Annotated in this window: 17 protein-coding genes and 1 pseudogene; 9 read left to right on the top strand and 9 right to left on the bottom strand. The window is 63.5% G+C overall.

Annotated features, from left to right (window positions below):
- The first annotated feature begins 15 nt into the window (after positions 1 to 15).
- The gene (locus AC0L3O_RS09610; RefSeq protein ID WP_128168592.1) at positions 16 to 1,050 is read left to right on the top strand and encodes an aldo/keto reductase; all 1,035 of its coding nucleotides are present in this window, start codon (positions 16 to 18) and stop codon (positions 1,048 to 1,050) included.
- 258 nt (positions 1,051 to 1,308) lie between these two features.
- Here the strand turns inward: AC0L3O_RS09610 and AC0L3O_RS09605 are convergent, their stop codons facing one another.
- Positions 1,309 to 1,581 (bottom strand): usg protein, encoded by a 273-nt coding sequence (locus tag AC0L3O_RS09605; RefSeq protein ID WP_473615457.1) that lies wholly within the window; start codon positions 1,579 to 1,581, stop codon positions 1,309 to 1,311.
- Between the two features lie 308 nt (positions 1,582 to 1,889).
- On the opposite strand from AC0L3O_RS09605, the gene acs reads away from it, so the two are divergent.
- A complete protein-coding gene (acs, locus tag AC0L3O_RS09600) occupies positions 1,890 to 3,845 on the top strand; it encodes an acetate--CoA ligase (protein ID WP_473615456.1) in 1,956 nt (651 codons plus the stop codon).
- A 59-nt stretch (positions 3,846 to 3,904) separates the two neighbouring features.
- On the opposite strand, the gene AC0L3O_RS09595 is transcribed toward acs, so the two are convergent.
- From AC0L3O_RS09595 to AC0L3O_RS09585, 3 genes are all read right to left on the bottom strand, one after another.
- Complete coding sequence (locus AC0L3O_RS09595) at positions 3,905 to 5,173, bottom strand: class I SAM-dependent methyltransferase (RefSeq protein ID WP_473615454.1); 1,269 nt, start codon at positions 5,171 to 5,173, stop codon at positions 3,905 to 3,907.
- A gap of 432 nt (positions 5,174 to 5,605) precedes the next feature.
- A complete protein-coding gene (locus AC0L3O_RS09590) occupies positions 5,606 to 6,967 on the bottom strand; it encodes a pilus assembly protein (RefSeq protein WP_287353338.1) in 1,362 nt (453 codons plus the stop codon).
- Between the two features lie 337 nt (positions 6,968 to 7,304).
- A complete protein-coding gene (locus AC0L3O_RS09585; RefSeq protein WP_023800101.1) occupies positions 7,305 to 8,174 on the bottom strand; it encodes a transglutaminase-like domain-containing protein in 870 nt (289 codons plus the stop codon).
- A 172-nt stretch (positions 8,175 to 8,346) separates the two neighbouring features.
- Between AC0L3O_RS09585 and AC0L3O_RS09580 the strand changes: the two genes are divergently transcribed.
- Complete coding sequence (locus AC0L3O_RS09580; protein ID WP_473615453.1) at positions 8,347 to 9,012, top strand: HAD-IA family hydrolase; 666 nt, start codon at positions 8,347 to 8,349, stop codon at positions 9,010 to 9,012.
- A 180-nt stretch (positions 9,013 to 9,192) separates the two neighbouring features.
- Here the strand turns inward: AC0L3O_RS09580 and AC0L3O_RS09575 are convergent, their stop codons facing one another.
- Complete coding sequence (locus AC0L3O_RS09575) at positions 9,193 to 9,432, bottom strand: DUF1674 domain-containing protein (RefSeq protein ID WP_287063409.1); 240 nt, start codon at positions 9,430 to 9,432, stop codon at positions 9,193 to 9,195.
- 123 nt (positions 9,433 to 9,555) lie between these two features.
- Between AC0L3O_RS09575 and htpX the strand changes: the two genes are divergently transcribed.
- The 4 genes from htpX to purH all read left to right on the top strand — a co-directional run bounded on the left by htpX (position 9,556) and on the right by purH (position 15,526).
- Positions 9,556 to 10,569: a zinc metalloprotease HtpX gene (gene htpX / locus AC0L3O_RS09570; protein WP_023800104.1), complete on the top strand. Its 1,014-nt coding sequence runs from the start codon at positions 9,556 to 9,558 to the stop codon at positions 10,567 to 10,569.
- Entirely contained in the window at positions 10,560 to 11,960 is a 1,401-nt protein-coding gene (locus AC0L3O_RS09565; protein WP_473615451.1) for an RsmB/NOP family class I SAM-dependent RNA methyltransferase, read from the top strand. Before htpX ends, AC0L3O_RS09565 begins: the two co-directional genes overlap by 10 nt.
- 133 nt (positions 11,961 to 12,093) lie before the next feature.
- Positions 12,094 to 13,818, top strand: coding sequence for a heparinase II/III family protein (locus tag AC0L3O_RS09560; protein ID WP_473615450.1), 1,725 nt, complete (start codon positions 12,094 to 12,096; stop codon positions 13,816 to 13,818).
- A 91-nt stretch (positions 13,819 to 13,909) separates the two neighbouring features.
- Entirely contained in the window at positions 13,910 to 15,526 is a 1,617-nt protein-coding gene (purH, locus tag AC0L3O_RS09555) for a bifunctional phosphoribosylaminoimidazolecarboxamide formyltransferase/IMP cyclohydrolase (protein WP_287345562.1), read from the top strand.
- 175 nt (positions 15,527 to 15,701) lie between these two features.
- Here purH and AC0L3O_RS09550 read toward each other — a convergent pair whose 3' ends face one another.
- Positions 15,702 to 17,147, bottom strand: a complete 1,446-nt coding sequence (locus AC0L3O_RS09550; protein WP_473530294.1) for an MFS transporter — start codon at positions 17,145 to 17,147, stop codon at positions 15,702 to 15,704.
- Between the two features lie 282 nt (positions 17,148 to 17,429).
- Positions 17,430 to 22,238, bottom strand: coding sequence for an NAD-glutamate dehydrogenase (locus tag AC0L3O_RS09545; protein ID WP_473615449.1), 4,809 nt, complete (start codon positions 22,236 to 22,238; stop codon positions 17,430 to 17,432).
- Between the two features lie 135 nt (positions 22,239 to 22,373).
- Between AC0L3O_RS09545 and AC0L3O_RS09540 the strand changes: the two are divergent.
- Together AC0L3O_RS09540 and AC0L3O_RS09535 are read left to right on the top strand one after the other, a co-directional pair.
- A pseudogene (locus AC0L3O_RS09540) lies at positions 22,374 to 22,532 on the top strand (peroxidase-related enzyme); the annotation flags it as partial.
- A gap of 167 nt (positions 22,533 to 22,699) precedes the next feature.
- Positions 22,700 to 23,023, top strand: a complete 324-nt coding sequence (locus tag AC0L3O_RS09535; RefSeq protein ID WP_023800470.1) for a YciI family protein — start codon at positions 22,700 to 22,702, stop codon at positions 23,021 to 23,023.
- A 9-nt stretch (positions 23,024 to 23,032) separates the two neighbouring features.
- Here the strand turns inward: AC0L3O_RS09535 and AC0L3O_RS09530 are convergent, their stop codons facing one another.
- Together AC0L3O_RS09530 and typA are read right to left on the bottom strand one after the other, a co-directional pair.
- Positions 23,033 to 23,647 (bottom strand): LysE family translocator, encoded by a 615-nt coding sequence (locus AC0L3O_RS09530; protein WP_023800471.1) that lies wholly within the window; start codon positions 23,645 to 23,647, stop codon positions 23,033 to 23,035.
- 300 nt (positions 23,648 to 23,947) lie between these two features.
- Positions 23,948 to 25,777, bottom strand: a complete 1,830-nt coding sequence (gene typA / locus AC0L3O_RS09525) for a translational GTPase TypA (protein ID WP_027154593.1) — start codon at positions 25,775 to 25,777, stop codon at positions 23,948 to 23,950.
- Positions 25,778 to 25,867: the final 90 nt, after the last annotated feature.

Genomic DNA, 25,867 nt, shown 5'->3' with positions numbered 1-25,867 from the left:
TCACAGGAGAAAAAGATGGATTATCGACGTCTTGGCGCCTCGGGCCTGAAGGTTCCGGCGCTCTCGTTCGGCGCTGGAACCTTCGGCGGCTCGGGGCCGCTGTTCGGCGCCTGGGGCAACAGCGATGCGACGGAAGCGCGGCGGCTGGTCGACATCTGCCTGGAGGCCGGCGTCAATCTGTTCGACACCGCCGACGTCTATTCGAACGGCGCCTCCGAGGAAGTGCTCGGCGCGGCCGTCAAGGGCCGCCGCGATGCCGTGCTGATTTCGACCAAGACCTCGCTGCCGATGGGCGACGGACCCAATGATGCCGGGTCCTCCCGTTCGCGCCTCATCAACGCGGTCGAGGACGCGCTCAAGCGTCTCGGCACCGATTACATCGACCTGCTGCAGCTGCATGCTTTCGACGCCGCAACGCCGATCGAGGAGGTGCTGTCGACGCTGGACAGTCTCGTGCGCGCCGGCAAGCTGCGCTATGTCGGCGTCTCCAACTTTTCCGGCTGGCAAGTGATGAAATCGCTCGGGCTGGCGGACAAGCACGGCTACCCGCGCTACGTCGCCCATCAGGTCTACTATTCGCTGGTCGGGCGCGACTATGAATGGGAGTTGATGCCGCTCGGCCTCGACCAGGGCGTTGGCGCGCTGGTGTGGAGCCCGCTCGGCTGGGGCCGCCTGACCGGCAAGATCCGCCGCGGCGAGCCACTGCCGGAAAAAAGCCGGCTGCACGACACCGCAAGCTTCGGGCCGCCGGTCGAAGACGAGCTGCTCTACAGGGTTGTCGATGCGCTCGAAGCCGTGGCCAGGGAAACCGGCAAGACCGTGCCGCAGATTGCCATCAACTGGTTGCTGCAGCGGCCGACCGTCGCCTCTGTCATTATCGGCGCGCGCACCGAGGAACAGCTGCGCCAGAATCTTGGTGCCGTCGGTTGGTCATTGACATCAGACCAGATCAAGACGCTCGACGCAGCAAGCGCGGTGACCGCAGCCTATCCGTATTTTCCGTATCGCCGGCAGGAGGGTTTTGCCCGGCTGAGCCAGCCTGCGGTTTAATGCGCGCGGGCCGCCAGGCCGCGGGACAGCGCCCCCTTCTATCCTGCCGGACATCTCCCCCACAAGGGGGGAGATCGGCAGCTTCGCTGACCGTGCCACTCTTTCACCACGTTGGAGCGAAAGCCGCTGCAACATCCGATCTCCCCCCTTGTGAGGGAAATGCCAAGTTTTGGCAAAGAGGGCAGGACAGAGGGGGGCGCCGTAAAACGCGGATCTCAACAGCCATACAACTGCAAGCTGACATCCTGCGCCGTTACACTAATGCAGCACGAACTCGCCATCGAGCTTCCGCCACTCATTGGGCGCGATCAGCTTCTGGTGCGTATAGCTCACCGAATGCAGCGGACCATCGAGCTTGGTCTGCCAGAATTCGATGAACCGGATCAGCGCCGGAAATTTCGGAGCGATGTCGTAGTCCTGCCAGATGAAGCTCTGCAGCAGATGCGGGTGATCGGGAAAATGATAAAGGATCTTGGCCGTGGTCAAGCCGTAGCCCTTGAGCATCAGGTCCATTTCGGAATGGTCGCGCATCGCGGTCCCCTGGTTGATTCTCCTTTCCTCCCAATTTGAAATTGTGCGCGCTATTTGCTTAATCGTCTATTGATATTTCGTAGTTAAAGGCCGGATTTACGACCCAAAAACATGCAGTTAGCAGCGATCGTGGTCGAGTGCTGATAGTGGTGAAAACGACCTCTGCGGCATCCCGCCGCGCGAATCCAACGTCTAATGTTGCCGTCACCGCGGAACTGTTAATAATGCGCGCGAATTCGCGGCCGCTTCGCCGCGATGCCGCTCGGCGAGCAAGCCGGGCGGCCTGGTTTCGGGAGGAAGGCAAAGATATGTCCGAGGTTCATGTCCATCGCGTCCAGCCGGCGTGGAAGAAGAATGCGCTGATCGATAATGACACCTATTTGAAATGGTACGCCGACAGCGTGAAGAACCCGGACAAGTTCTGGGGCAAACACGGCAAGCGCATCGACTGGTTCAAGCCCTACAGCAAGGTCAAGAACACCTCCTTCGACGGCAAGGTCTCGATCAAATGGTTCGAGGATGGCGAGACCAATGTTTCGTGGAACTGCATTGATCGGCATCTGAAGAAGCGTGGCGACCAGACCGCCATCATCTGGGAAGGCGACAATCCCTACGACGACAGGAAGATCACCTATAACGAGCTCTACAGGCATGTCTGCCGGCTCGCCAATGTGATGAAGAAGCACGGCGTTAGGAAAGGCGACCGCGTCACCATCTACATGCCGATGATCCCGGAAGCCGCCTATGCGATGCTCGCCTGCACGCGGATCGGCGCCATCCATTCGGTGGTCTTTGGCGGCTTTTCGCCGGACGCGCTGGCCGGCCGCATCGTCGACTGCGAATCGACTTTCGTCATCACCGCCGATGAAGGCCTGCGCGGCGGCAAGTCCATTCCCTTGAAGGAGAACACGGACAAGGCGATCGACATCGCCGCGAAGAACTTCGTGATGGTCAACAAGGTCGTGGTCGTGCGCCGCACCGGCGCCAAGGTTGGTTGGGCTCCGGGGCGCGACGTCTGGTACCATGACGAGATCGCGACAGTTGAGGCGGATTGCAAGCCGGAGAAGATGAAGGCAGAGGACCCGCTGTTCATCCTTTACACATCGGGCTCGACGGGCAAGCCGAAGGGCGTGCTGCACACCACCGCCGGCTATCTCGTCTATGTCTCGATGACCCACCAATATGTCTTCGACTACCACGACGGCGACATCTACTGGTGCACCGCCGATGTCGGCTGGGTCACCGGCCACAGCTATATCGTCTACGGGCCGCTCGCCAACGGCGCGACCACGCTGATGTTCGAAGGCGTGCCGAACTATCCGTCGCAATCCCGCTTCTGGGAGGTCATCGACAAGCACAAGGTCAACATCTTCTACACCGCGCCGACGGCTTTGCGCGCGCTGATGGGTGCCGGCGACGCCCATGTCACCAAAACCTCGCGCAAATCGCTGCGCGTGCTCGGCACGGTCGGCGAGCCGATCAACCCGGAAGCCTGGGAGTGGTATTTCAACGTCGTCGGCAACGGCAAGGTGCCGATCGTCGACACCTGGTGGCAGACCGAGACTGGCGGCATCCTGATCACGCCGCTGCCCGGTGCCACTGACCTGAAGGCAGGGTCCGCGACGCGGCCGTTCTTCGGCGTCAAGCCGCAACTTGTCGACAGCGACGGCAAGGTGCTGGAAGGTGTTGCAAGCGGCAACCTCTGCATCACCGATTCGTGGCCGGGCCAGATGCGCACTGTCTATGGCGACCACGAGCGCTTCGTGCAGACCTATTTTTCCACCTACAAGGGCAAGTATTTTACCGGCGACGGCTGCCGGCGCGACGCCGACGGCTACTACTGGATCACCGGCCGCGTCGACGACGTCATCAATGTTTCCGGTCACCGCATGGGCACGGCCGAGGTCGAATCCGCGCTGGTTTCGCACGAGAAGGTCTCGGAAGCCGCCGTCGTCGGCTATCCGCACGACATCAAGGGCCAGGGCATCTACTGCTACGTCACATTGATGGCCGGGGAGAAGCCGGACGAAGAGTTGCGCAAGGAACTCGTCGCCCATGTCCGCAAGGACATCGGCGCCATCGCCACGCCCGACAAAATCCAGTTCGCTCCCGGCCTGCCGAAAACCCGCTCGGGCAAGATCATGCGGCGCATCCTGCGCAAGATCGCAGAGGACGATTTTGCCGCGCTCGGCGATACCTCGACGCTGGCCGACCCGGCGGTCGTCGACGACCTCGTCGCCAACCGGCAGAACAAGCGGGCATAAAAAACATTCGATCAACGGTCGGCGGAAACCCGATCGGATGAGATCGGCTCGCTCCCGCTCTACCGATAAAGGTCCGCCCGTGTCGGTGGCAGTCCGCTCGGGCCCCGCGCGCGCTTGGTGACGACGGTCTGGAAAATCTGTGCCGAGGCGCGTTCGAAAGTGATCGAACAGCCGGTGAGATAAAGCAGCCAGAGGCGCGCCTTGGCTTCGCCGACCTCGGCGATCGCTTCGTCGAAGCGTGCGTGGAGGCGCTCGGCCCACAGACGGCAAGTGCGGGCATAGTGCTCGCGCAAATTCTCGACATCGTAGACAAGAAAGCCGTGCGCTTCGAGATTGCCGAGCGTCATGCCGATCGTGTCGAGTTCGCCGCCGGGAAAGATGTATTTGATCAGCGCTTTGAATTCCGGGCCCTTGCGCAAGGTCTTCTTGATGCTGCCCTTGTCGCGCCGGGTGATGGCGTGATGCAGATAGATGCCGCCCGGCTTGAGCAGGCGACGAATGGTCGAGAAATAGGCGGCGTGGTTGGCCAGCCCCAGATGCTCGAACATCCCGATCGACGAGATCTTGTCGAAGGAGCCGGACAGCTCGGCATAGGACTTTATCTCGATGGTGATGCGATCCTCCAGTCCCTCAGCACGGATGCGCTCGCGGGCGAGCTGGGTCTGGGCTTCCGACAGCGAGACGCCATGGCCGACGACGCCGTAATTTTTCGCGGCATGGATGAGCATGGCTCCCCAGCCGCAGCCGATGTCGAGCAGCCTTTCGCCGGGCTTCAGCCGCAGCTTGCGGCAGATATGATCGAGCTTGTCCTTCTGCGACTGGTCGATGCCATTGGCGAAATCGGTGAAATAGCCGCAGCTATAGACCATGCGTTCGTCGAGGAAGAGCCGGTAGAAGGCGTTCGAGATGTCGTAGTGGTGCTGGATTGCCTGCCTGTTCGACCCGCTGACGAAGGGGTTGCGCCCGGAAAGGTCGGTCCGCGCCGTCATCTGTTTTCGCGAAAACAGCACGGCTGGCAGGTCGCGCAGGACCGCGAGCTTGGGCAACGACTTGAGCTTCGCCCTGAGCTTGCCCTGCGCAGGCAGAGCGTAGAAATCGAACAGCGACCCGTCTTCCACGTCGATGGTCTTGGAAATCCACATTTCGATCAGCGTCGAGAGGTTGGGCCGCCGCATCACCTGCCAGACGATGTCCTGGTCGTTGATGGTGACCACGGGGCCGGTGGCGGGGCCGATCCGCTCGCCGTTCCACAGCTTGACCGCGAAACCCGGCTTCAACGTCTCGATAACCGTTCGAACGATCCGTGCGGCTCTCTCGGCTGCCTCCATCCGCGTTCCTCCTGCTCAGCCCCTGGCGGTCCGGCAGCGACATTGCCTGTCCGATCGGATAGCCGCAAGCAGTTAGCGGCAAACGCGCACCGCATTTTCACGATGGCGCCTTGCCATTTGCAGATCGACACCCCATCATGAGGGCGTGTTCAACAAATCGAAAGGAGGTGATCCGATGTCGAGTGATTTCGTTTTCCAGAACGTGGCCTCAGCGGATTGCACTTTCGGGAAGCAGTCTTCCCGTTAAGGCGCGAGATGCGCGGCTGGCGACGCCTGGAGCGCCGCGCGTCCTTTGGATGCGCAAAGGACGCTCCAGCACTTTAAGTCACGTCGCTGCCATGAGCCGCGCCATGGACGGAAACACGGAAGGCCGCCGGCTTCGAAAGAAGCGGCGGCCTTTTCCTTGTCCGGATCCTGCCTGGTCAATGCCCTCTATTTGGTCAATGCCAGGCTTTCGATGTTGCGCGCTATATCCTGGAAAGCCTGGTTGAGCTCCGTCCCGTTCGCGGCCTGATAGAAGTGCTTGATCTTGCCGGTATCCGGGCTCGCGCAATTCTGCAGTGTCGCCTGGGCATTCTCCTCGTTGAGATCGAAACCGATGGTGAAGATTTCGATGCCCTTGTCGCGCATGGCGGTACAGAGCGTCTTGGCTGCCGTGCGGGTCGGTTCCTTGCCGGCATCATTGTAGACCTCACCGACAGTGCTGGCATCGAAATAGGACAGGTTGAACTCGCCGTCGGTCATCAGGATCGCGATTTTGGCGACCTTTTTCGGATCCGCCTTGGCCGGTCGCTGCGACGCGTTCATCACACTGCCCCAGTTTTCCGAAAGCATGTACCAGGTCCACTGCACGCCGATATGGCCCGCGGTGCCGCCCGATGCGACAAAGTTCTTGATGACGTTCTTGAGCGCCACGGCGTCCGCCGTCAGCGGCTTCAACGCGGCGACCGGGCAGGCAGCCGTGCCGGTCGGCCAGGCGAAGAACGACAACAGGTAATCGCGATTGATCATGCTGATGTCGGGACCTACATCCGAATATTGATAGGTGCCCTTGCGCTCGGTGGCGCAATTGTCCGGACGCGTTAAGCCGGAGACATACTGTATAGCGCCATTGCCGGGCGCCTGCTTGCGCTGGCTGGTCGAGGCTTCGACGTAGACGCTGCTGCCGGCAAGCGCGCCGGCATTCACCGAGTTGGCGTAGGGCACGATGGAGACTCGCACTCGGGGGTTGGCGGGGTCCTGACCGCCCAGGAAGCTGTCGACCGCGTTCGCTGCGGCCGTCCTCAGGTCGATTATTTTCTGGCCGGCCATTGAACCTGTGACGTCGAGCATCATCGCCACTTCGATCGTCTTGTCCGAATAGACTGCCGTCGTCGATGCGGCAATGCGCTTCATGTCGCCCATGCCGAAGATTGGAAAATAGAGGCCAAGATCGACATGGATCTCCGCCTGAACCGTCTTGGCGATTTTGTCGATGGTCAATTTGTCCAGGACGATCCGATCAGCCTGCAGCATGCCCGCTCGGCTGTTGGCATCGAGAAACGCCTGCACCGACTTGTTGGCGTCGGCCTCGTTGATGACGCCGGTGGTCAGGTCGCGTGCCGTCGAGGTCACCGCCGCATCGACCACGCCTTGCAAGCTCGATTTGGTGTTGTAGAGCTGCGAAACATTGACGGCAAAGCCGACGCCAAGCGCCAGCACCGACGCGACCATGCCGAACAGAACCGCTAAATTTCCGCTTCGATCTCCGGCAAAGCCGCCGATTGCGTGAACAAGACCCCCAAAACGCCGCATGCTCGCCTCCATTCGCCACGACTCGAGCCGTGTGAGGGCCGCATTGCAGGATTCCGGCCGGACGGCGTCGTCATCGCAGCAAAAGCCGGCGGCTCATCGTCAAACTATTGTTTTTGCTTGGTTTCGAAATGCGGCAATGTAAACAACTGGTAAACGACAAGCCGCTGCGGCAGTTTCGTTTACCAAGCGCTTACCATAATCCCGACGTCTGCCGTGGAGCACAACAGCCCGATCCCGATCCGGCACAGAGGGTCTGTGCCGAAGCGGATCAGGCGCATCATATCCGTAGGACAGCCCGATGATCGTAACAGCCGGACGCGCTGGACGCGCTGCGCCGCTATGTCAGCATCTGCGCGCTGGCCGTCCTGTCGACCCCGCGATGAGGCGGGTTGAACAGATTGCTTTCCTGCTCGTAGGTCCAGACCTTGAACAGGCTGAGCCGGTGCGGGCCGAAACTGTGCAGCAGCGGCACGTCGGTCGCGTCGCGGCCGCGCGCGATGACGACGCGGCCGATCCTCGGCATGTTGTGGCGGGGGTCGAACGTGTACCACTTGCCGTCGAGGAACACTTCCAGCCACGCCGAAAAATCCATCGGTGCCGGGTCGACCGGCACGCCGATGTCGCCGAGATAACCGTTCACGTAGCGGGCTGGGATGTTCATGCAGCGGCAGAGCGTGATCGCCAGATGAGCGAAGTCGCGGCAGACGCCGACGCGCTCCTCATGCGCCTGCGCCGCCGTGCGGGTCGGGCGCGCATAGCCGTAGCCGAACGACAGACGGTTGTGGACATAGTCGACGATCGCCTGCACCCGGGCCCAGCCGGATGGAACAGGCCCGAAAACCTGCCAGGCCAGATCGCTGAGATGATCGGTTTCGCAATAGCGACTGCCGAGCAGATAACACAGCACCTCGTCGGGCAACTCCGCCACCGGCACTTCCCTGGCCAGCGTGTTGACCTCGTCGGTCTCGCCGCTGTCCTCGACGACGGCGTCGTAAAGAATGCGAAAGCCTCCGCCAGGCGCGGTGAAGCGGCGGCAGGTGTTGCCATAAAGATCGTGATAGAGCCTGGTTGGGACGGAAGGCGAGGTCAGCACGCGCGTTTGCCGCTTGATGTCGGCCTGGCGCTGCTTGTGGATCTCGAGCAGCGAAATCACCGGGGTGGATTCAGCACAGTCGATGGCGATTTCGTAGCCGAGCCGAATCAGCATTGCGGTTCCCCTCTTGTGAGTGTCGTGGAAGACGATTTAATTAACGCGAGATGGCCGGCCGTGGTTCCCTGGCCTGTCGAAAAAGGCGATCTCGTGCCTTCCCATGCCGCCGGTGCGACGTTACGGTCGATCGACAGGCTTTGGTTCCTTCCGAAACAACTTGGGATAGCAGATGTTCGCAGGCAGAAAATTCGCAGCCTTGCTGTTCGATATGGACGGCACGGTGGTCAATTCGATTGCCGCGGCAGAAAGGGTCTGGGCAGACTGGGCACGCCGGCAAGATCTCGACGTTGCCGCATTCCTGCCAACGATCCACGGCGTGCGGGCGATCGAGACCATCGCTCGGCTGGCGCTTCCAGGCGTTGACCCGATGCGTGAAGCCGATGCGCTTCTGCAGGCCGAGGTGGCCGATATCGACGGCATCCTTCCAATCGCCGGCGCCGCGGCGTTTCTGGCGTCGCTGCCACCCGAGCGCTGGGCAATCGTCACTTCGGCGCCGCGCGAGCTGGCTCTGCTGCGCATCGCGGCCGCCGGCATCCCGCTTCCCGCCACCCTTGTCGCGGCCGAGGACGTTTCCCGCGGCAAGCCGGCGCCGGATTGCTTCCGGCTGGCGGCCGTGCGGCTGGGCGTCGACGCGCGCGACTGCCTCGTTTTCGAAGATGCGCCCGCCGGGATAGCGGCGGCCGAGGCCGCGGGAGCCACCGTCGTGGTGATCAGCGCCACGCACCAGCATCCGTTGCAAACGCCGCATGCTGCGATCGCCGGTTATGACGGGATCGGCGTCACCGTCGACGACCGCGGCTGGATTGTCCTCGGCGCGGAGCGCGCTGCGGCTTAGGGTATGTTGAGATTCAGGTCAGGCCGAGCCGGAGTCGAAGACGGGCGCGAAGCGACCAGACTAGGTGGGTTCCGAGAACCGGAACGGAGCGGACTTTCAGGTCCGTGAGAAGCGCAGGAATCCGCTGTTCGCAGGCCGGCATCACCTGAATATCGACATACCCTTAGAAATCGCTGGCCCTTAGAAATCGCTGGTCAGGCCCTTCACTTCCCAATCGCCATAGCGGCCGGGTTCCCTGCCGCCACGGCCGCCGAGTTCCCGGGGCATCGCGGCTTCCTGCTGGCGATAGTGTTCGCGCCGTGCTTCCGCTTCCGCCAAAGCGCGGCGGGCTGCCGGTGTCAGCGTCCTTTGCGGCACGTCGTGACCGGGGCCGGCGTCTGCATTGCTGGTTTCGCCTGATATATTGGCTTCGTCGATCATGCGATATTCCCGGCGATTGAAACATGGCCCAATTGAAACAGGGCCACACGTTTCCCATCATATAGCGATGAGCCGACAAGGATCGACCCTTTTTGCGGAAGGCCGGCAGAAACGGAGCAGACAATGAACACACTTCGCACCGCCATGCTTTTGGCAGCGATGACCGCGCTGTTCATGGGCGTCGGCTATCTGATCGGCGGATCGGGCGGCATGGTGATCGCCCTGCTGATTGCCGCCGCCATGAATCTGTTCAGCTATTGGAACGCCGACAAGATGGTGCTGTCGATGAACCGCGCGGTCGAGGTCGACGAAAGGAACGCCCCGGAATATTACGCCATCGTGCAGAGCCTCGCCAGACAGGCCGGCCTGCCGATGCCGAAAACCTATCTGATCGACAACCCGCAGCCCAACGCTTTCGCCACCGGCCGCAATCCGGAGAATGCCGCGGTCGCCGCCACCACCGGGCTGTTGCAGCAACTGTCGCATGAGGAAGTCGCGGCGGTGATGGCGCACGAGCTCGCCCATGTGCAGCACCGCGACACGCTCACCATGACGATCGTCGCCACGCTTGCCGGCGCGATCTCGATGCTCGGCAATTTCGCCTTCTTTTTCGGCGGAAATCGCGACAACAACAATTCGCTTGGCATTATCGGTGTGTTGGTGGCGATGATCGTGGCGCCCTTTGCCGCGATGATCGTGCAGATGGCGGTCAGCCGCACCCGCGAATACGAGGCCGACCGGCGCGGCGCCGAGATCTGTGGACAGCCGCTCTGGCTTGCCTCGGCCCTTGACAAGATCGCTCGCGGCGCCGAACGCATCCGCAACCCGGATGCCGAGCGCAATCCGGCAACTGCCCACCTCTTCATCATCAATCCTCTTTCCGGCGAGCGCATGGACAGCCTGTTTTCGACCCACCCGAGCACCGACAACCGCATCGCTGCCCTGCAGGCGATGGCGCAGGACATGGCCGGTGGCGCATCCGCCTCCGCGCGGCCGCAAACGCCGATGCCGCGGCAGGCAGACGAACAGCGGCCTTCGGGCCCGTGGGAGAAAGCTGAGCAGCCGGCTGAACCGGCCAGGCCGAAGTCCAATCCCTGGGGCCGCAATCCGACCGGACCCAAGGGTCCGTGGTCGTGAGCGAAGCGAAACGCCGGCACCGAATTTCAGGCGATCATGAAAACAATGCAGCGAGCCCCGGCGAACCTATTGCCGGCCTGGCCGCGCGCAAGGCCGCGGCACGATTGCTGGCCGCCGTCATCGATGCGAGGACGGCGCTGGACGGGCTGACCGACCACGAGAACGGCCATCCGCAATACAAGGCGCTCGACCTGCGTGACCGGGCGCTGGTGCGCGCCATACTGGTCACTGCGCTGCGCTTCCGCATGACCATATCAGGGTTGCTGGCCCGCCGCCTGGAAAAGCCGCTGCCACCCAACGCCACCGCGCTTTCGCATATTCTGCATGTAGCAGCGGCGCAGATCCTGTTCCTCGATATTCCCGACAGCGCCGCAGTCGACCTTGCCGTGACCCACGCCAAGTCCGATCCGCGCACGGTGCGCTTCTCCGGTCTCGTCAATGGCGTGCTGCGCACGCTGGCGCGATCCAAGCAGGCCGAACTGGCTGCAGCGCTTGCCGCCACCGACGAAGCGCCGAAATGGTTTTCCGACCGGCTGAAAGCCGCCTATGGCACTGAAAAAGCCAGGCAAATCCTCGCCGCCCACAGATACGAGGCGCCGGTCGACTTCACGGTCAAGACCGATCCTGCGCTGTGGGCGGAGCGGCTCGGCGGCATCGTGCTGCCGACCGGCACTGTGCGCGTGGAGAAACTCAGCGCCTCGGTCACTGAACTGCCCGGCTTTGAAGACGGCGCCTGGTGGGTCCAGGATGCCGCCGCCAGCCTTCCTGCCCGGCTTTTCGGCGACGTGAGGGGTTTGCGCGTCGCCGATCTCTGCGCCGCCCCCGGCGGCAAGACCGCTCAGCTCATTCTCGGCGGCGCCACGGTCACCGCGATCGATTCCTCGAAGAACCGGTTGGCGCGGCTCTCGCAGAACCTCGAACGGCTCGGTCTGTCCGCAGAGGTTGTCCAGGCCGATCTGCTCAAATACGAGCCGGAACAACTGTTCGACGCCGTCCTTCTCGACGCGCCCTGCTCCTCGACCGGCACGGTGCGGCGGCATCCCGACGTGCCGTGGACGAAGACGGCGGCCGACATCGAAAAACTCGCCGATCTGCAACGCAGGCTGCTCGCCCGCGCCGTCAGCCTGGTCAGGCCTGGCGGGCGCATCGTCTTTTCCAACTGCTCGCTCGACCCGCTCGAAGGCGAGGCGCTCCATCGCGCCTTCCTCGCCGGGACGGCTGATGTCGTCGACGACCCGCTCCGCCCGGGCGAGATCGCCGGCATCGATCCGTTCCTGACGCCGCAGGGCACTCTGCGCACCACGCCCGCAGATCTGGAGCTCGGCTCACCGGAACGGTCCGGCCTGGATGGCTTCTTCGCCGCCCGCATGCGCAGAACCGGCCAACGCTGAAAATTTGAAGACTGTTTTAGGAAGAATCCTGCGGAAAACAGGCTGAATTTCAAGGCCTCCGTGGAATTCACCTTCGCATAAGTTCTTGAATCACATAAGCTTGTCTTCGGATTGGGCGCTATGAGGAGGGCTTTTGGCGATCGCTGCCGGCAGCACGACGCGTCTATGGACGCTTGTCGCGAAGGAGTTCTGGCGCAAGACGCGCCGGCGCCTGCGTGGCGGGCCGATCCATCGCTGGCGCTACTCCGGCCGCACACCGGAACGCGTGTTGATCGCTCCGCCAGACCTGCGCCTGGCCGACCGACAGATTGCGCTCGAGATTTATTATGGCCGCTATCCGCTGTCGGGACATCTGGTAGAGACCGGCGGCAAGACGCCCTTCCAGATTGCCGTGGCCAATCCCGGCTGGCAAAAGGCCCTGCACGGCTTTCGCTGGCTGCGCCATATGCGCGCCGCCGGCACCGAGCTTGCCGCCGCCAATGCCCGCGCGCTGGTCTCCGACTGGATCACCATCCATGGCAGCAATATTTCCGGTGTCGCCTGGGAGCCCGGCACGACGGCCAAGCGCGTCATTGCCTGGCTGCAGCATTCCTCGGTGGTGCTGCAGGGTGCTGAATTTCCCTTCTACCGGGCCTTCCTGAAATCGCTGGCCATGCAGATCCGCTATCTCAGGGCGATGGCACGCGAGATGCCGGACGGCAAGGACAGGCTGCGCGCCCGCATCGCGCTTGCCTTTGCCGCTCTGTCGCTACCGGCGCCGGCATCGGCGCTGCGCGGCGCGACCCGCAACCTCGCCGAGGAACTCGACCGTCAGATTCTGCCGGATGGCGGCCATATTTCGCGCAATCCGATGGCCGTGCTTGAAATCCTCGCCGACCTTCTGCCGCTGCGCCAGACCTATGCCAATCAGGCCGAAACGCCGCCGGCGGCGCTGATGGGCGCCATCGATCGCATGCTGCCGGCGCTGCGTTTCTTTCGCCACCAGGACGGCAGCCTCGCCCGCTTCAACGGCATGGGCGCGACCATCCACAACCGCATCGCCACCATTCTGCGCCACGACGACACCGCCGGCGCGCCATTGCTGCACGCACCGCATTCGGGCTACGAGCGCCTCTCCATGGGCGGCGTCACCGTGATCGCCGATACCGGCCCGCCACCGCGCATCGATGTTTCCAACGCGGCGCACGCCGGATGCCTTTCCTTCGAGCTGTCTTCCGGCCGCCGCCACTATGTCGTCAACGCCGGCGTGGACACCTATGGCGCCGCCGAATTCCGGCCGCTTGCCCGCGCCACGGCCGCCCATTCGACAGCCACCATCAACGACACCTCGTCGGCGCGTTTCAGCCACTCGCTGCGCGTCAACGATCTGCTCGGCACGCCGTTGATCGGCGGCCCGCAGCATGTGCCTTGCAAGCGCACCGACCAGCAAGGCACACAGGGTTTTCTGGCTCGCCATGACGGCTATGTCGCGCGCTTCGGCTTGCTGCATGAGCGCGAACTGAAATTGTCGACGAACGGCAATGTGCTCGCCGGCAGGGATCGCCTTCTGCGGCCGGGCAATGCTGCGATCCGCAACAACGGCCGCGATTTCGTCACCGTGCGCTTCCACATCCATCCCGACATAGGCCTGCTCAAGGACGAGCACGACCGTCTGGTGCTGACCGCCGATGAAGCCGACACATGGGTGTTCACCTGCACCGAGGTGGCGCCCGAGGTCGAAGAATCCATTTATTTCGCCGGTCTTGGCGGCCCGCGCCGCAGCCGGCAGATCGTGCTGGCCTTCAAGGCGTCAGAGATTTCCGAAGTCCATTGGCAACTGACACGGACGGCCATCGCCGGTCATCCGGCAAAAAGCTGAGACTGCGGTTAGTCCCGCAGTTTGATTTCCAGGCCTCATGTGCTACGGCGCGCGGACACTGTCCCAACCAGCCGTGAAAGGCCGCCAGCCCATGGCCGTCGCCGCCAAGAACATTCCCGCGCCGGACCTCGTTCCCGTTCGTCGCGCGCTGCTTTCCGTTTTCGACAAGACCGGGCTCATCGATTTCGCCAGGGCGCTGGCCGCGGCCGGCGTCGAGCTGGTCTCCACCGGCGGCACAGCAAAGGCGATCGCCGAGGCAGGCATGGCTGTGCGCGACGTCTCCGAACTCACCGGCTTTCCCGAGATCATGGACGGCCGCGTCAAGACCCTGCATCCGTCCGTGCACGGCGCGCTGCTTTGCGTGCGCGACGATCCCGAACACGCCGCGGCGATGCGCGATCATGGTATTGAGCCGATCGATCTCGTCGTCTCCAATCTCTACCCTTTCGAGGATGTCCGCCGCTCCGGCGCCGCTTACGCCTCGATCGTCGAGAACATCGACATAGGCGGCCCGGCGATGATCCGCGCTTCGGCCAAGAACCACGCTTACGTCGCCATCGTCACCGATCCCGAGGACTATGCCTCGGTGCTCAACGCGCTGGAGATGAATTTCGGCTCGCTCTCGCTGGATTTCCGCAAGAAGCTGGCGGCCAAGGCCTTCGCCCGCACCGCGACCTATGATGCGGCGATTTCCGGCTGGTTCGCCGAAGCGCTGGAGATCGAGCATCCCACCTGGCGCGCCTTCGGCGGCAGGCTCGACCAGGTGATGCGCTACGGCGAGAACCCGCACCAGAGCGCCGGCTTCTACGTCGATGGCGACAAGCGACCGGGCGTCGCGACGGCGCGCCAGCTTCAGGGCAAGCAGCTTTCCTACAACAACATCAACGACACCGACGCCGCCTTCGAACTGGTCGGCGAGTTCGATCCGGCCCGCTCCGCCACCGTCGCCATCATCAAGCACGCCAACCCATGCGGCGTCGCCGAGGGCGCTTCGCTGAAGGCGGCCTATGCCAAGGCGCTTGCCTGCGATCCGGTCTCGGCCTTTGGCGGCATTGTCGCGATGAACCGCACCCTCGAGGCCGAGGCCGCCGAAGAGATCGTCAAAACCTTCACCGAGGTCATCATCGCGCCGGGCGCCTCGGACGAAGCAATCCGCATCGTCGCCGCCAAGAAGAACCTGCGCTTGCTGGTCACCGGCGGCTTGCCCGATCCGCGCGCGGCCGGCTCCACTGTGAAATCCGTTTCCGGCGGGTTGCTCGTCCAGGGCCGCGACAATGCGGTGGTCGACGACCTCGACCTGAAAGTGGTGACCCGGCGGGCGCCGACAACGGCCGAAATGGCCGATCTCAAATTCGCTTTCCGCGTCGCAAAGCACGTCAAGTCGAACGCCATCGTCTATGTCAGGGACGGTGCCACCGTCGGCATCGGCGCCGGCCAGATGAGCCGCGTCGATTCCTCGCGCATCGCCGCGCGCAAGGCGCTCGACGCGGCCGAGGCAGCCGACCTGGCCGAGCCGCTGACCAAGAATTCTGTCGTCGCCTCGGATGCCTTTTTCCCGTTCGCCGACGGGCTGCTGTCGGCGATCGAAGCCGGCGCCACCGCCGTCATCCAGCCGGGCGGCTCGATGCGCGACGACGATGTCATCGCCGCCGCCGACGCCCACGGCATCGCCATGGTATTTACCGGCGTCAGGCATTTCAGGCATTAGCGCCTCACCCTCCCCCTCGTGGACCCCACGTGGGGAGGGTCGGCAAACGATCTTTTCGAAGCAAAGTTCGTGAGCGGGGTGGGGGCAGCGCCGGGGGGGGGGGGGGGCGGGGCCCCCCCCCCCCCCCCCCGCCCCGCTTCGCGGATCGACCCTCCCCACAAGGGGGAGGGTAAGCTCACTCCGCCGGCCGGTTGTCCGCCGGATACGGCGTGCGGACCAGGATCGCCAGGCCGACGCCGAGGAACAGCACGATTACAGCCATGCCGAGCCGTTGCGAACCGCTTACCCAGCCTATGGTCGACACCAGAAACGGCGCGAGGAAGCTGGTCGCCCGTCCGGCCAGCGCATAGATGCCGAAATAGCGACCCGATTCGGCCGCGGTGACGCTACGCGCCATGTAGGAGCGTGACGAGGCTTGTACTGGCCCGAAGGCAAGGCCGATCAGCAAGCCGTAAAGAATGTAGGCCTTTTCCGCCGCCGTGCCGAACAGGCCGCCCGAGTCGGCGGTGGAGAGCTGTAGCATCCCGAGCAGCGTGAAACCCGGTCCGGTCGAGACGATGCCGATTGTCGCGACAGACAGCATAACCAGCGAAATCATCACCACGGCCTTGGAGCCGAGCGCCGTGTCGAGACGGGCGGCGATCCAGCAGCCGACGATGGCAACGACGTTGAGGATGATGCCGAACAGGCCGATCTCGGTGATCGACCAGGCGAACATCCCTGCCGCGAAAAGTCCTCCCAGCGCAAGCAGCGCATTGACGCCGTCTTGATAGATCATGCGGGCGACCAGGAAGCGGAAGATGCCGCTGCGCTGGCGCACTTCGGCCAGTGTCGACTTCAGCTCCGACAGCCCCTCGCGCACCGCCGGCCCGATCGGAATGCCTTTGGCGGCATCCGGGGTAAAGAAGAACATCGGCAGGATGAACAGCAAGTACCAGCCAGCCGACAGTGGTCCGGTCGCCCGAGCGTCCTCGCCGAAGATCGGGTCGAGACCGAGGAGCGGGTCGAGACCGACGATCGTCTTGCCGGTCTCCGGCAAACCCGCCATGAAGGCGACGACGAAGATCAACGCGATCATGCCGCCGAGATAACCAAGACCCCAGGCCATGTTTGAGATGCGGCCGATTTCGCTCTTCGGAACCAGGCGCGGCATCATCGAATCGTTGAACACCGTCGAGAATTCCGCCGCCACCGACGCCAGCGAAAACAAAGCCGCGATAAGAAACAGATTTGAGCCCGGCGCGGCAAACCAGAGCAAACAAAGACTCGTGATCTTGATCGCAGCAAAGCACGCGATCCACGGCTTTCGCGGGCCGGTCTGGTCTGCGATCGAGCCGAGTATGGGCGACAAAACGGCAATGACCAGTCCCGCCGCGGCGATGCTCCAACCCCAGACCGTCAGGCCAAGTAGATGCTGGGATTCGACGTAAGCTTCAACTGCGGCTGGACCGGCTGCCTCGGCAGCTTGCATGGCAGCCGGATCCAGAACCATGCGCGAAGCGAAATAAGGGCCGAAGATGAAGGTGGTGATGACCGTGAAGAACGGCTGTGCTGCCCAGTCGAACAGCATCCACCCCCAGATGCCGCGTTCCGGCGCTCGCTGCACTGCTACCTCGGCCATATTCCCTCCTGCCCCGTTCGCTTGGCCCGCGACCGGCGCCATGTCTGCATGTTTCCGGTGCTCACGCAAATGACAGGGGTCGCGCCGCCCCTCATTGCCCTGCCGGGCATTTCTCCCCGTATAGGGACGGGGAGAAAGACATTGTCATCGGCGGTTTCGCGAACGGCTGCCGTTGCAGAAAAGGCGCTGGCGTTGCAGCAAGTTCCTTCTCCCCGTCACTATACGGGGAGAAGGTGGCGGCAGCCGGATGAGGGGCAGCGCCGGCCTTGTGAAGCGAACAGTTCACAGCGCCGTCAGGTCGCTGATCAGCCCCGATGCCACCGACAGCCGCGACACGGTGATGTCGCCGCCCTCGGTCAGCGCCTGCAGCCGCTCGCGGATGCGCCCGACCCTCTCGCCGCCGGCCTCCAGCCATGCCGCCACCGGGTCCGCCGCCCCGGCATGGCCGGTGAGCGCTGCGACGGCGATGCCGCGCCTGGCTGCGCCGATCGTGTCGGTGGCGCGGAAAAGCGCCAATTGATCGTAGTAGTCGGACGGCGCGATCGAGCGCGCCGCATCCTCGACGCGCGGAATGCGGAAGGCATCGCTGACCGCGAAAAACGCCTTGGCGGCGGCGATGATGTCGGCATTCGCCGTTCGGGCCGTCAGCGCGATGTCAGGCACGACGCCGGCCACATCGGTCAGCGCCAGATGTTCTGCCAGCTGTTCGGGCGCGCCGCCCTTGGCCAGAGCATGCCGCCGATCCTCTATCCGCTCGCGCGAGAAGGCCGGAAGCAGCGAAGGGAGCTTCGGTTCCAGTGCCTTGCGGGCGTTCTGCAATTCGGCGATCCGTTGGCCCAGCGGAGCGGTGCTGGTATCGTTCTTGAGATACCAGCCGCTGGCGACATAGGTAAGCCGACTGACGGCTTGATAAAGGTCGAGCTGCACCTGCCCGTCGATCTGGTTGTCGAGCGCGTCGATCTGGCGATAGAGCGCCGGCAAGCCAAAGCCGTCGCGCACCACAGCGAAGGTCCGGACCACGTCGGCCGCGCTGCGGCCGGTTGCTTCCTGCAGCCTGTTGACGAAGGGTGGGCCGCCGCGATTGACCAGATCGTTGGCGACGACACGGGCGATGATTTCGCGGCGCAGGCGATGGCCATGGATTTCGGCCGCGAATTTCTTCGTCATACGGTCCGGAAAATAGCCCATCAGGTCACGGTCGAAATGCGGATCGTCCGGCACGTCGCTGGCGACGATGTCGGAAAACAGCACGATCTTGGCATAGGCCAGCAGCACGCCGAGCTCGGCCCTGGTCAGCGGCTCGCCGCGCGCCTCGCGCTCGGCGAGGGCTGCCGGCGACGGCAGAGCTTCGACATGGCGGTCGAGCAGGCCGCGCGCCTCGAGCGCTGCCATGAAACGGCTCTGATGGGCAATATCGGCAAGGCCGCGCTTGCGAGCAAGGGACAGCGCCAGCGTCTGCTCGTAATTGTTGGACAGCACCAGCGCGCTCACCTCGTCGGTCATTTCGGCGAGAAGCTTGTTGCGCGCTGGGCGAGTCAGCGCCCCCTTGCGCATGGCGGAAGCCAGCGCGATCTTGATGTTGACCTCGACGTCGGAGCAGTTGACGCCGCCCGAATTGTCGATGGCGTCGGAATTGCAGCGCCCGCCATTCAGCCCGAACTCGATGCGGGCCCGCTGCGTCGCGCCAAGATTGGCGCCCTCGCCGATGACCTTGGCGCGCACTTCGAGCGCAGTCACCCGAATAGCATCGTTGGCGCGATCGCCGGCGTCCTGGTTGGTTTCCGTCGATGCCCTGAGATAGGTGCCGATGCCGCCGAACCACAAAAGGTCGACCGGCGCCTTGAGGATGGCGCTCATGATCTCGACCGGCGAGGCGGTCGTCTTGCCGAGGCCGATCGCCGCGGCCGCGGCCGGCGGCAGCGTGATCGATTTCTGGCTGCGCGAGACGATGATGCCGCCTTCGGACAGTTTTGTCTTGTCGTAGTCCTGCCAGCTCGAACGGGCGAGGGCGAACATGCGCCGGCGCTCGGCCATCGAAACCGCCATGTCGGGAGCGGGATCGATGAAGATGTCACGATGGTCGAAGGCGGCGATCAGCCGGGTCTGCTCGGACAGGAGCATGCCGTTGCCGAACACGTCGCCCGACATGTCGCCGACGCCGACAACGGTGAAGGGTGCGGTCTGGATATCGCGGTTCATCTCGCGGAAATGCCGCTTGACCGCTTCCCAGGCACCCTTGGCGGTGATGCCCATCTTCTTGTGGTCGTAGCCGGCCGAGCCGCCGCTGGCGAAGGCGTCGTCGAGCCAGAAGCCATGCTTCTCGCTGATGGCATTGGCGGTGTCGGAGAAGGTCGCCGTGCCCTTGTCTGCGGCGACGACGAAATAGGGGTCGTCCTGGTCGCGCCGCACGACCTCAGCCGGCGGAATGACGCCGTCCAGGCCGATATTGTCGGTGATCGACAACAGGCTGGAGACGTAATTCTTGTAGGCGGACGCGCCGGCTTCGAAGATGGCGTCGCGGCCGGCGCCCATCGGCAGCTTCTTCGGATAGAAACCGCCCTTGGCGCCAACCGGCACGATCACCGCGTTCTTGACCTGCTGCGCCTTGACCAAACCGAGCACCTCGGTGCGGTAGTCCTGGGCGCGGTCCGACCAGCGCAGGCCACCGCGCGCGACCGGGCCGAAGCGCAGATGCACGCCCTCGACCTCGGAGCCGTAGACGAAGATCTCCCGCCACGGCCGCGGCGCCGGCAGGCCGTCGACCGCTTGCGAATCGAGCTTGATCGCCAGCGACTGGCCCTTCTCCTTCAGATCGGGAACGAAATGATTGGTGCGCAGCGAGGCTTCGATCAGGTTGAGGTAGCGACGGACGATGGTGTCGTCGTCGATGTTGGGAACCTCTTCCAGCGCATCCCTGATCTTGGCCTTGAGGTGCCTGGCCGCGACCGCCCCGTCCGTCTGCGCCGTCGGTCCGAGGCGGGCGACGAACAGCTCATGCAGGCCACGCGCGATCTCCGGATAGCGGTTGAGCGCGGCGGCAATGAAATCCTGGCTCTGTGGGATGCCGGCCTGCTGCAGATAGCGGCCGTAGGCGCGCAGGATGGAAATCTCGCCCGACCACAGGCCGGCGGTCTGGGCAAGGCCGTTATAGCCGTCATTGTCGATGTCGCCGCGCCAGACGGAAAGGAACGCGTCTTCGAACAGCGCGCCGCGGTCGCCAAGGTCGATTGGCTTGCCGTAGCTGTTTTCGAGTTCCATGTCGTGGATGAAGACCATGCCCGGCTGATCAGTATTGATCATGTCGGAAGCCTCGTCCCCGACCTCGAAGGTGCGCTCGCTGATAACGCGGAAACCGATGTTCTCCAGCACCGGCACCCGTCGCGACAGCGCCACCGGGCTGCCATGGTGATAGATCTTCAGCGCCGCCTGATGCGGTTCCTGGTTGGCATGACGATAATAGTCGATGGCGATCGGATTGGCCGCGCTGATCCTGGCGATGCGCCCGGCATCGGCCAGCGCCTCCGCCGGTGAGAAGCTGTCGCGATAGCTTCCCGAGAAGCGCGAGGCGATCGCCGTGAGCGCCGCATCGGCGCCGGTCTCTTCGGCGGTCTCGCGCAGAATGTCGTCCCAGGTCCGCACGATGGCGCGGATCGCTGCCTCGATCGTCGCCTGGTCGACCTTCGGCGTCCTGCCGCCGGAACGGCCGATGATGAAGTGGACACGAGCCAGCCCGCCTTCCGGGAAGGCCGGGTAGTAGGCCGAAAGCCGGCCCTGGAACATCGTCTTCAGATAGGTGCCGATCTTCTCGCGCACGACGCTGTCGTAGCGGTCGCGCGGCACGAAAACGAGGATCGAGACGAAACGGTCGAACTGATCGGCGCGCACCAGCGCCCTGACGCGCGGCCGCTCGATCAGCCCCAGAATGGCTTCGGCGTGCTTGCGCAGGATCGGCACCGGAACCTGGAACAGCTCGTCGCGCGGATAGCTCTCCAGCACGTTGATCAGTGCCTTGCCGGAGTGGTCTTCAGGGTTGAAACCGGATTTGGCGATGATGGTTTCGGCTTTCGACCTGAGATAGGGGATCTTCATCACCGAGCGCGTGTAGGCAGTCGAGGTGAACAGGCCGACAATGCGCAGCTCGCCGGCAAGCACGCCCTTGGCGGTGTAGGTCTTGACGCCGATGTAATCGAGATAGATGCGGCGGTGCACCGACGATTTGGCATTGGCCTTGGTGACGATCAGCGGTTCCGGCCCGTGCAGGAAGGCGCGGATTTCCGGCGTCGTCGACACCGCTTCGGTGCCGCGCCGCAGCACCAGCACGTCGGGATCGGAGAGGATGCCGAGGCCGGGCTTTTCGGTGCGCTCCAGGGTGCCGCTCTTCTCGCCGCCGGTATATTTGAACTCGCGCATGCCGAGGAAGGTGAAATTGTCGTCGCGCAGCCATTCCAGGAGGGCGATCGCTTCGGTGACGTTGGCCTTGTCGAGCGGCACCGGAGCGTAGCGGAACTCGGAGATTGCCTGGTCGAGGCGGGCCAGCATCGGCTTCCAGTCGGTGACGGCGGCGCGCACCTGGCCCAATATTTTCTTCAGCCGGTCAGCCAATGCCTCGGCCTGCTCGGACGAAACACGGCCGATATGGACGTGGATGACGCTCAGCCGTTCATGACTGTGATCGCCCTTGGCGAAGCCGCCATCGCCGAGGATTTCGTCGACGCCGCTCTTGCCGTGCCTGACGACGATGACCGGATGGGTAACCAGCAGCGGTTCGCCAGCGCTCTCGGTGATCTCGCCGAGGATGGAATCGAACAGGAACGGCATGTTGTCGTTGACGACGGTGATCACCGTCATCGGCCTGCCCTGGCGCACGACACCGGAATCAACCTCTATGGCGACGACGCAATCGCCCTTCTTGTGCCTGGCGACGGCGCGTCCGGCGAGATCGGCGGCGCGTTCGAGGGCGGTGACCTCATAGGCGGCGACATCTTCGGCCGGCGCACGGGCCAGCAAGTAATCGGCAAGCCTGCCGGGTTTCTCGCTGCCCTTGGCCGTGCTTATCTTTTTCAACTGGCTTGCAGATTTCAGGCCGGCCATGTCGCTAAATCCCTCCCTCATATGTTTTGCGACTATGGTAGCAGATGACCGATATTTGGCGACAAAGGTTTGACCGCTTGCGACGAAATGTCGGGATTCGCCGGTGGGTCACCGAAAATGAGGAGAAAATCCGCCATAAAAGACAAAATCGTCGCACTTGACCTCGCGCCTGCGGAACTGAGCGAAGCGACGAAAGCCTATTTCGCCAAATGCGAGGAGAAGCTCGGCCTCGTTCCCAATGTGCTTTTGGCCTACGCTTTCGACGAGACGAAGCTGCGCGCCTTCACCGACATACCGGCGATGGCGCGGTGAGAGCATGGCGATTGCGAGCCAACCGGACCTCACATTAGTGATTCGCATTCTCGTTGCTTGTTTTTCGGTTTGGTCCGATGATCGCCCTGCGGCGTGACCGCATGTCGGTTCGACGCCCGCCGATCAATGGAAGATCAACGGAGGAGAACATGGCGAAATTTCTCTATGTCTATCACGGCTCCGGCAAGATGCCGACCGACGACGCCGAACGGCAAGCGGCGATGGATGCCTGGAACGGCTGGTACGGCAAGCTTGGCTCGGCCGTGGTCGACGGTGGCAATCCGGTCGGCATGTCGAAGACCGTGCTGCCCGGCGGCAAAGTCGAGAACAATGGCGGCAGCAATCCGACCGCCGGTTACACAATCATCGAAGCGAACGACATCGACGATGCCGTCGCCAAGGCCAAGGATTGTCCTATCCTGAAGGACCCGGGTTTCAGCGTCGAGATCGCGCCGATCATCGAAATGGGCTGACGCACCGGCTCAGGATCGAGCCGCAATCGCCGCCGCGGCACCGGCCATGGTGGTGGCGCTGACGCGGTTGGCGATCTTCATCGCCCGCCTGCTCTTCAAGAGTTTTCGCGCCTGCGCTGCCGCCAGCACCCAGGCCAGATCGATGGCGACCAGAACCACGGCCATGGTCAGCGTCAGCTCGATCCAGCCGACGACCGTCACTGAGGCGAGATCGATGATGGTCGGCAGCAGCGCCAGGTAGAACATCATGATCTTGGGATTGCCGAGCGTCACCGCCATGCCGGCAAAGAACAGTTTGACGGCCGACTCCTCGCGCGGCATCTCGCCTTCGCGCGCCTCGACCGGGGCCGTCCACATCTTCCAGGCGAGGTAGGCGAGATAGGCGACGCCGACCCATTTCAGCACGACGAAGGCAAGATGGAAGGTCTGCGCCACCACCGCCAGCCCGAACACCGCCAGCGACAGCCAGATGGCCTCGCCGATCCACATGGCGAGCAGGAATGGAAACACGTCGCGAAAGCCCTTTGCGATAACCCGCGCCACCAGGGCGGCAATCGACGGGCCGGGCGAGCCCGCGGCGACGAAAAGGGCGGCGGCGAAGATCAAAAGCGAGGTGACGTGCATGTGAGTGCCTTCGAGCGTCAGAGAGCCCAAGGATACCCGATCAGCGGCGGTTTGGCACCCCTGCAGCTTGCAGAGAACTTTGCCCCCTAAACAGGCGTCGGCGCTGCCCCTCATCTGGCTGCCGCCATCTTCTCCCCGTCAACGGGGAGAAGGGCGCTGTCATCGACGGTTCCGCCAATTACCAGCGTTGCAAGAATTGAACGCCGAGGGTGCGCTCAGCGGTCTTCTCCCCGTTCACGGGGAGAAGGTGCCGGCAGGCGGATGAGGGGCAGCGCCGACCCCCTTCAATGAGACGTCGCCTTACGCCGCGCCGACCACTTTCGCCGATTTCTCAAAACGCTTGCGCTCGTTCGGGTCGAGATAGAGCTTGCGCAGACGAATGGTCTTCGGCGTCACTTCGACCAGCTCGTCGTCCTGGATCCAGGCCAGCGCGCGTTCCAGCGTCATGCGGATCGGCGGCGTCAGCTTCACCGCCTCATCCTTGCCGGCAGCGCGGATGTTGGTCAGCTTCTTGCCCTTCAGCACGTTCACTTCGAGGTCGTTGTCGCGTGAATGGATGCCGATGATCATGCCCTGATAGACCTTGACGCCCGGATCGATGACCATCGGGCCGCGGTCTTCCAGGTTCCACATCGCATAGGCCACTGATTCACCCTGTTCGTTGGAGATCAGCACGCCGTTGGTGCGGCCCGGCAGCTCACCCTTGTAAGGCTCGTAGGCATGGAACAGCCGGTTCATGACTGCTGTGCCGCGGGTGTCGGTCAGCAGTTCCGACTGGTAGCCGATCAGGCCGCGCGTCGGCGCGTGGAAGACGATACGCTGGCGGTTGCCGCCCGACGGGCGCAATTCGACCATCTCGGCCTTGCGCTCCGACATTTTTTGCACGACGACGCCGGCATGCTCTTCGTCGACGTCGATGACGACTTCCTCGACCGGCTCGAGCAACTCGCCGTTCTCGCCCTTCTGCATGACGACGCGCGGCCGCGACACGGCAATCTCGAACCCTTCGCGGCGCATCGTCTCGATCAGCACGGCAAGCTGCAATTCGCCGCGGCCGGAGACGAAAAACGAATCCTTGTCAGGCGATTCCTCGATTTTCAGCGCGACATTGCCTTCGGCCTCGCGCAGCAGGCGGTCGCGAATGACGCGGCTGGTCACCTTGTCGCCCTCGGTGCCGGCCAGCGGGCTATCGTTGACGAGGAACGACATCGTCACGGTCGGCGGATCGATCGGCTGCGCATGCAGCGGCTCGGTCACCGACAGGTCGCAGAACGTGTCGGCGACGGTGCCCTTCGACAGGCCGGCGATGGCGACGATGTCACCCGCCTGCGCCTCGTCGATCGGCTGGCGCTCGAGCCCGCGGAAAGCCAGGATCTTCGAGATACGGCCGGTTTCGACCTGGGTGCCGTCATGATGCAGCACCTTGACCGCCTGGTTGGACTTCAGCGTGCCGGATTCGATGCGGCCGGTGATGATGCGGCCAAGGAACGGATTGGCTTCCAGGATGGTGCCGATCATGCGGAACGGGCCGGGGTGGACGGTCGGCGCCGGCACGTGCTTGATGACGAGGTCGAACAGCGGCGCCAAACCCTGGTCCTTGGGGCCTTCGGGGTTTTCCGAAACCCAGCCGTCGCGGCCCGAGCCGTAAAGGATCGGGAAGTCGAGTTGCTCGTCGGTGGCGTCGAGCGCTGCAAACAGGTCGAACACTTCGTTGACCACCTCGACGTGGCGGGCGTCCGGCCGGTCGATCTTGTTGATGACGACGATCGGCTTCAATCCGACCTTGAGCGCCTTGCCGACGACGAATTTTGTCTGCGGCATCGGCCCTTCGGCGGCGTCGACCAGCACGATGGCCGAATCCACCATCGAGAGGATGCGCTCGACTTCACCGCCGAAATCAGCGTGGCCGGGGGTGTCGACGATGTTGATGCGGGTGTCCTTCCAGTCGACCGAAGTCGCCTTGGCCAGGATGGTGATGCCGCGTTCCTTTTCGAGGTCGTTCGAATCCATGGCGCGTTCGGCAACGCGCTGGTTGTCGCGGAACGAGCCTGACTGTTTCAGGAGCTGGTCGACGAGGGTGGTTTTCCCATGGTCGACGTGCGCGATGATCGCGATATTACGAATTTTCATGTTGTGGTCTCGGGAGCGTTGCAGGCAGCAGGCCAAAAGGCGCTGCCTCTTTCGGTTGGGCGGCTCATACAGGGTTTTTCGCAATTGCGA

It is taken from the genome of Mesorhizobium sp. WSM4810, assembly GCF_055811235.1.
Note: the sequence above shows the minus strand (reverse complement) of the source record. Positions and strands in the feature narration are given on the sequence as shown.

Bases quoted from the DNA above. Each gene is read 5' to 3' on its own strand.
- AC0L3O_RS09610 (WP_128168592.1), top strand. From the start codon at position 16: ATGGATTATCGACGTCTTGGCGCCTCGGGCCTGAAGGTTCCGGCGCTC.
- AC0L3O_RS09605 (WP_473615457.1), bottom strand. From the start codon at position 1,581: ATGCGCGACCATTCCGAAATGGACCTGATGCTCAAGGGCTACGGCTTG.
- acs (WP_473615456.1), top strand. From the start codon at position 1,890: ATGTCCGAGGTTCATGTCCATCGCGTCCAGCCGGCGTGGAAGAAGAAT.
- AC0L3O_RS09595 (WP_473615454.1), bottom strand. From the start codon at position 5,173: ATGGAGGCAGCCGAGAGAGCCGCACGGATCGTTCGAACGGTTATCGAG.
- AC0L3O_RS09590 (WP_287353338.1), bottom strand. From the start codon at position 6,967: ATGCGGCGTTTTGGGGGTCTTGTTCACGCAATCGGCGGCTTTGCCGGA.
- AC0L3O_RS09585 (WP_023800101.1), bottom strand. From the start codon at position 8,174: ATGCTGATTCGGCTCGGCTACGAAATCGCCATCGACTGTGCTGAATCC.
- AC0L3O_RS09580 (WP_473615453.1), top strand. From the start codon at position 8,347: ATGTTCGCAGGCAGAAAATTCGCAGCCTTGCTGTTCGATATGGACGGC.
- AC0L3O_RS09575 (WP_287063409.1), bottom strand. From the start codon at position 9,432: ATGATCGACGAAGCCAATATATCAGGCGAAACCAGCAATGCAGACGCC.
- htpX (WP_023800104.1), top strand. From the start codon at position 9,556: ATGAACACACTTCGCACCGCCATGCTTTTGGCAGCGATGACCGCGCTG.
- purH (WP_287345562.1), top strand. From the start codon at position 13,910: ATGGCCGTCGCCGCCAAGAACATTCCCGCGCCGGACCTCGTTCCCGTT.
- AC0L3O_RS09550 (WP_473530294.1), bottom strand. From the start codon at position 17,147: ATGGCCGAGGTAGCAGTGCAGCGAGCGCCGGAACGCGGCATCTGGGGG.
- AC0L3O_RS09545 (WP_473615449.1), bottom strand. From the start codon at position 22,238: ATGGCCGGCCTGAAATCTGCAAGCCAGTTGAAAAAGATAAGCACGGCC.
- AC0L3O_RS09535 (WP_023800470.1), top strand. From the start codon at position 22,700: ATGGCGAAATTTCTCTATGTCTATCACGGCTCCGGCAAGATGCCGACC.
- AC0L3O_RS09530 (WP_023800471.1), bottom strand. From the start codon at position 23,647: ATGCACGTCACCTCGCTTTTGATCTTCGCCGCCGCCCTTTTCGTCGCC.
- typA (WP_027154593.1), bottom strand. From the start codon at position 25,777: ATGAAAATTCGTAATATCGCGATCATCGCGCACGTCGACCATGGGAAA.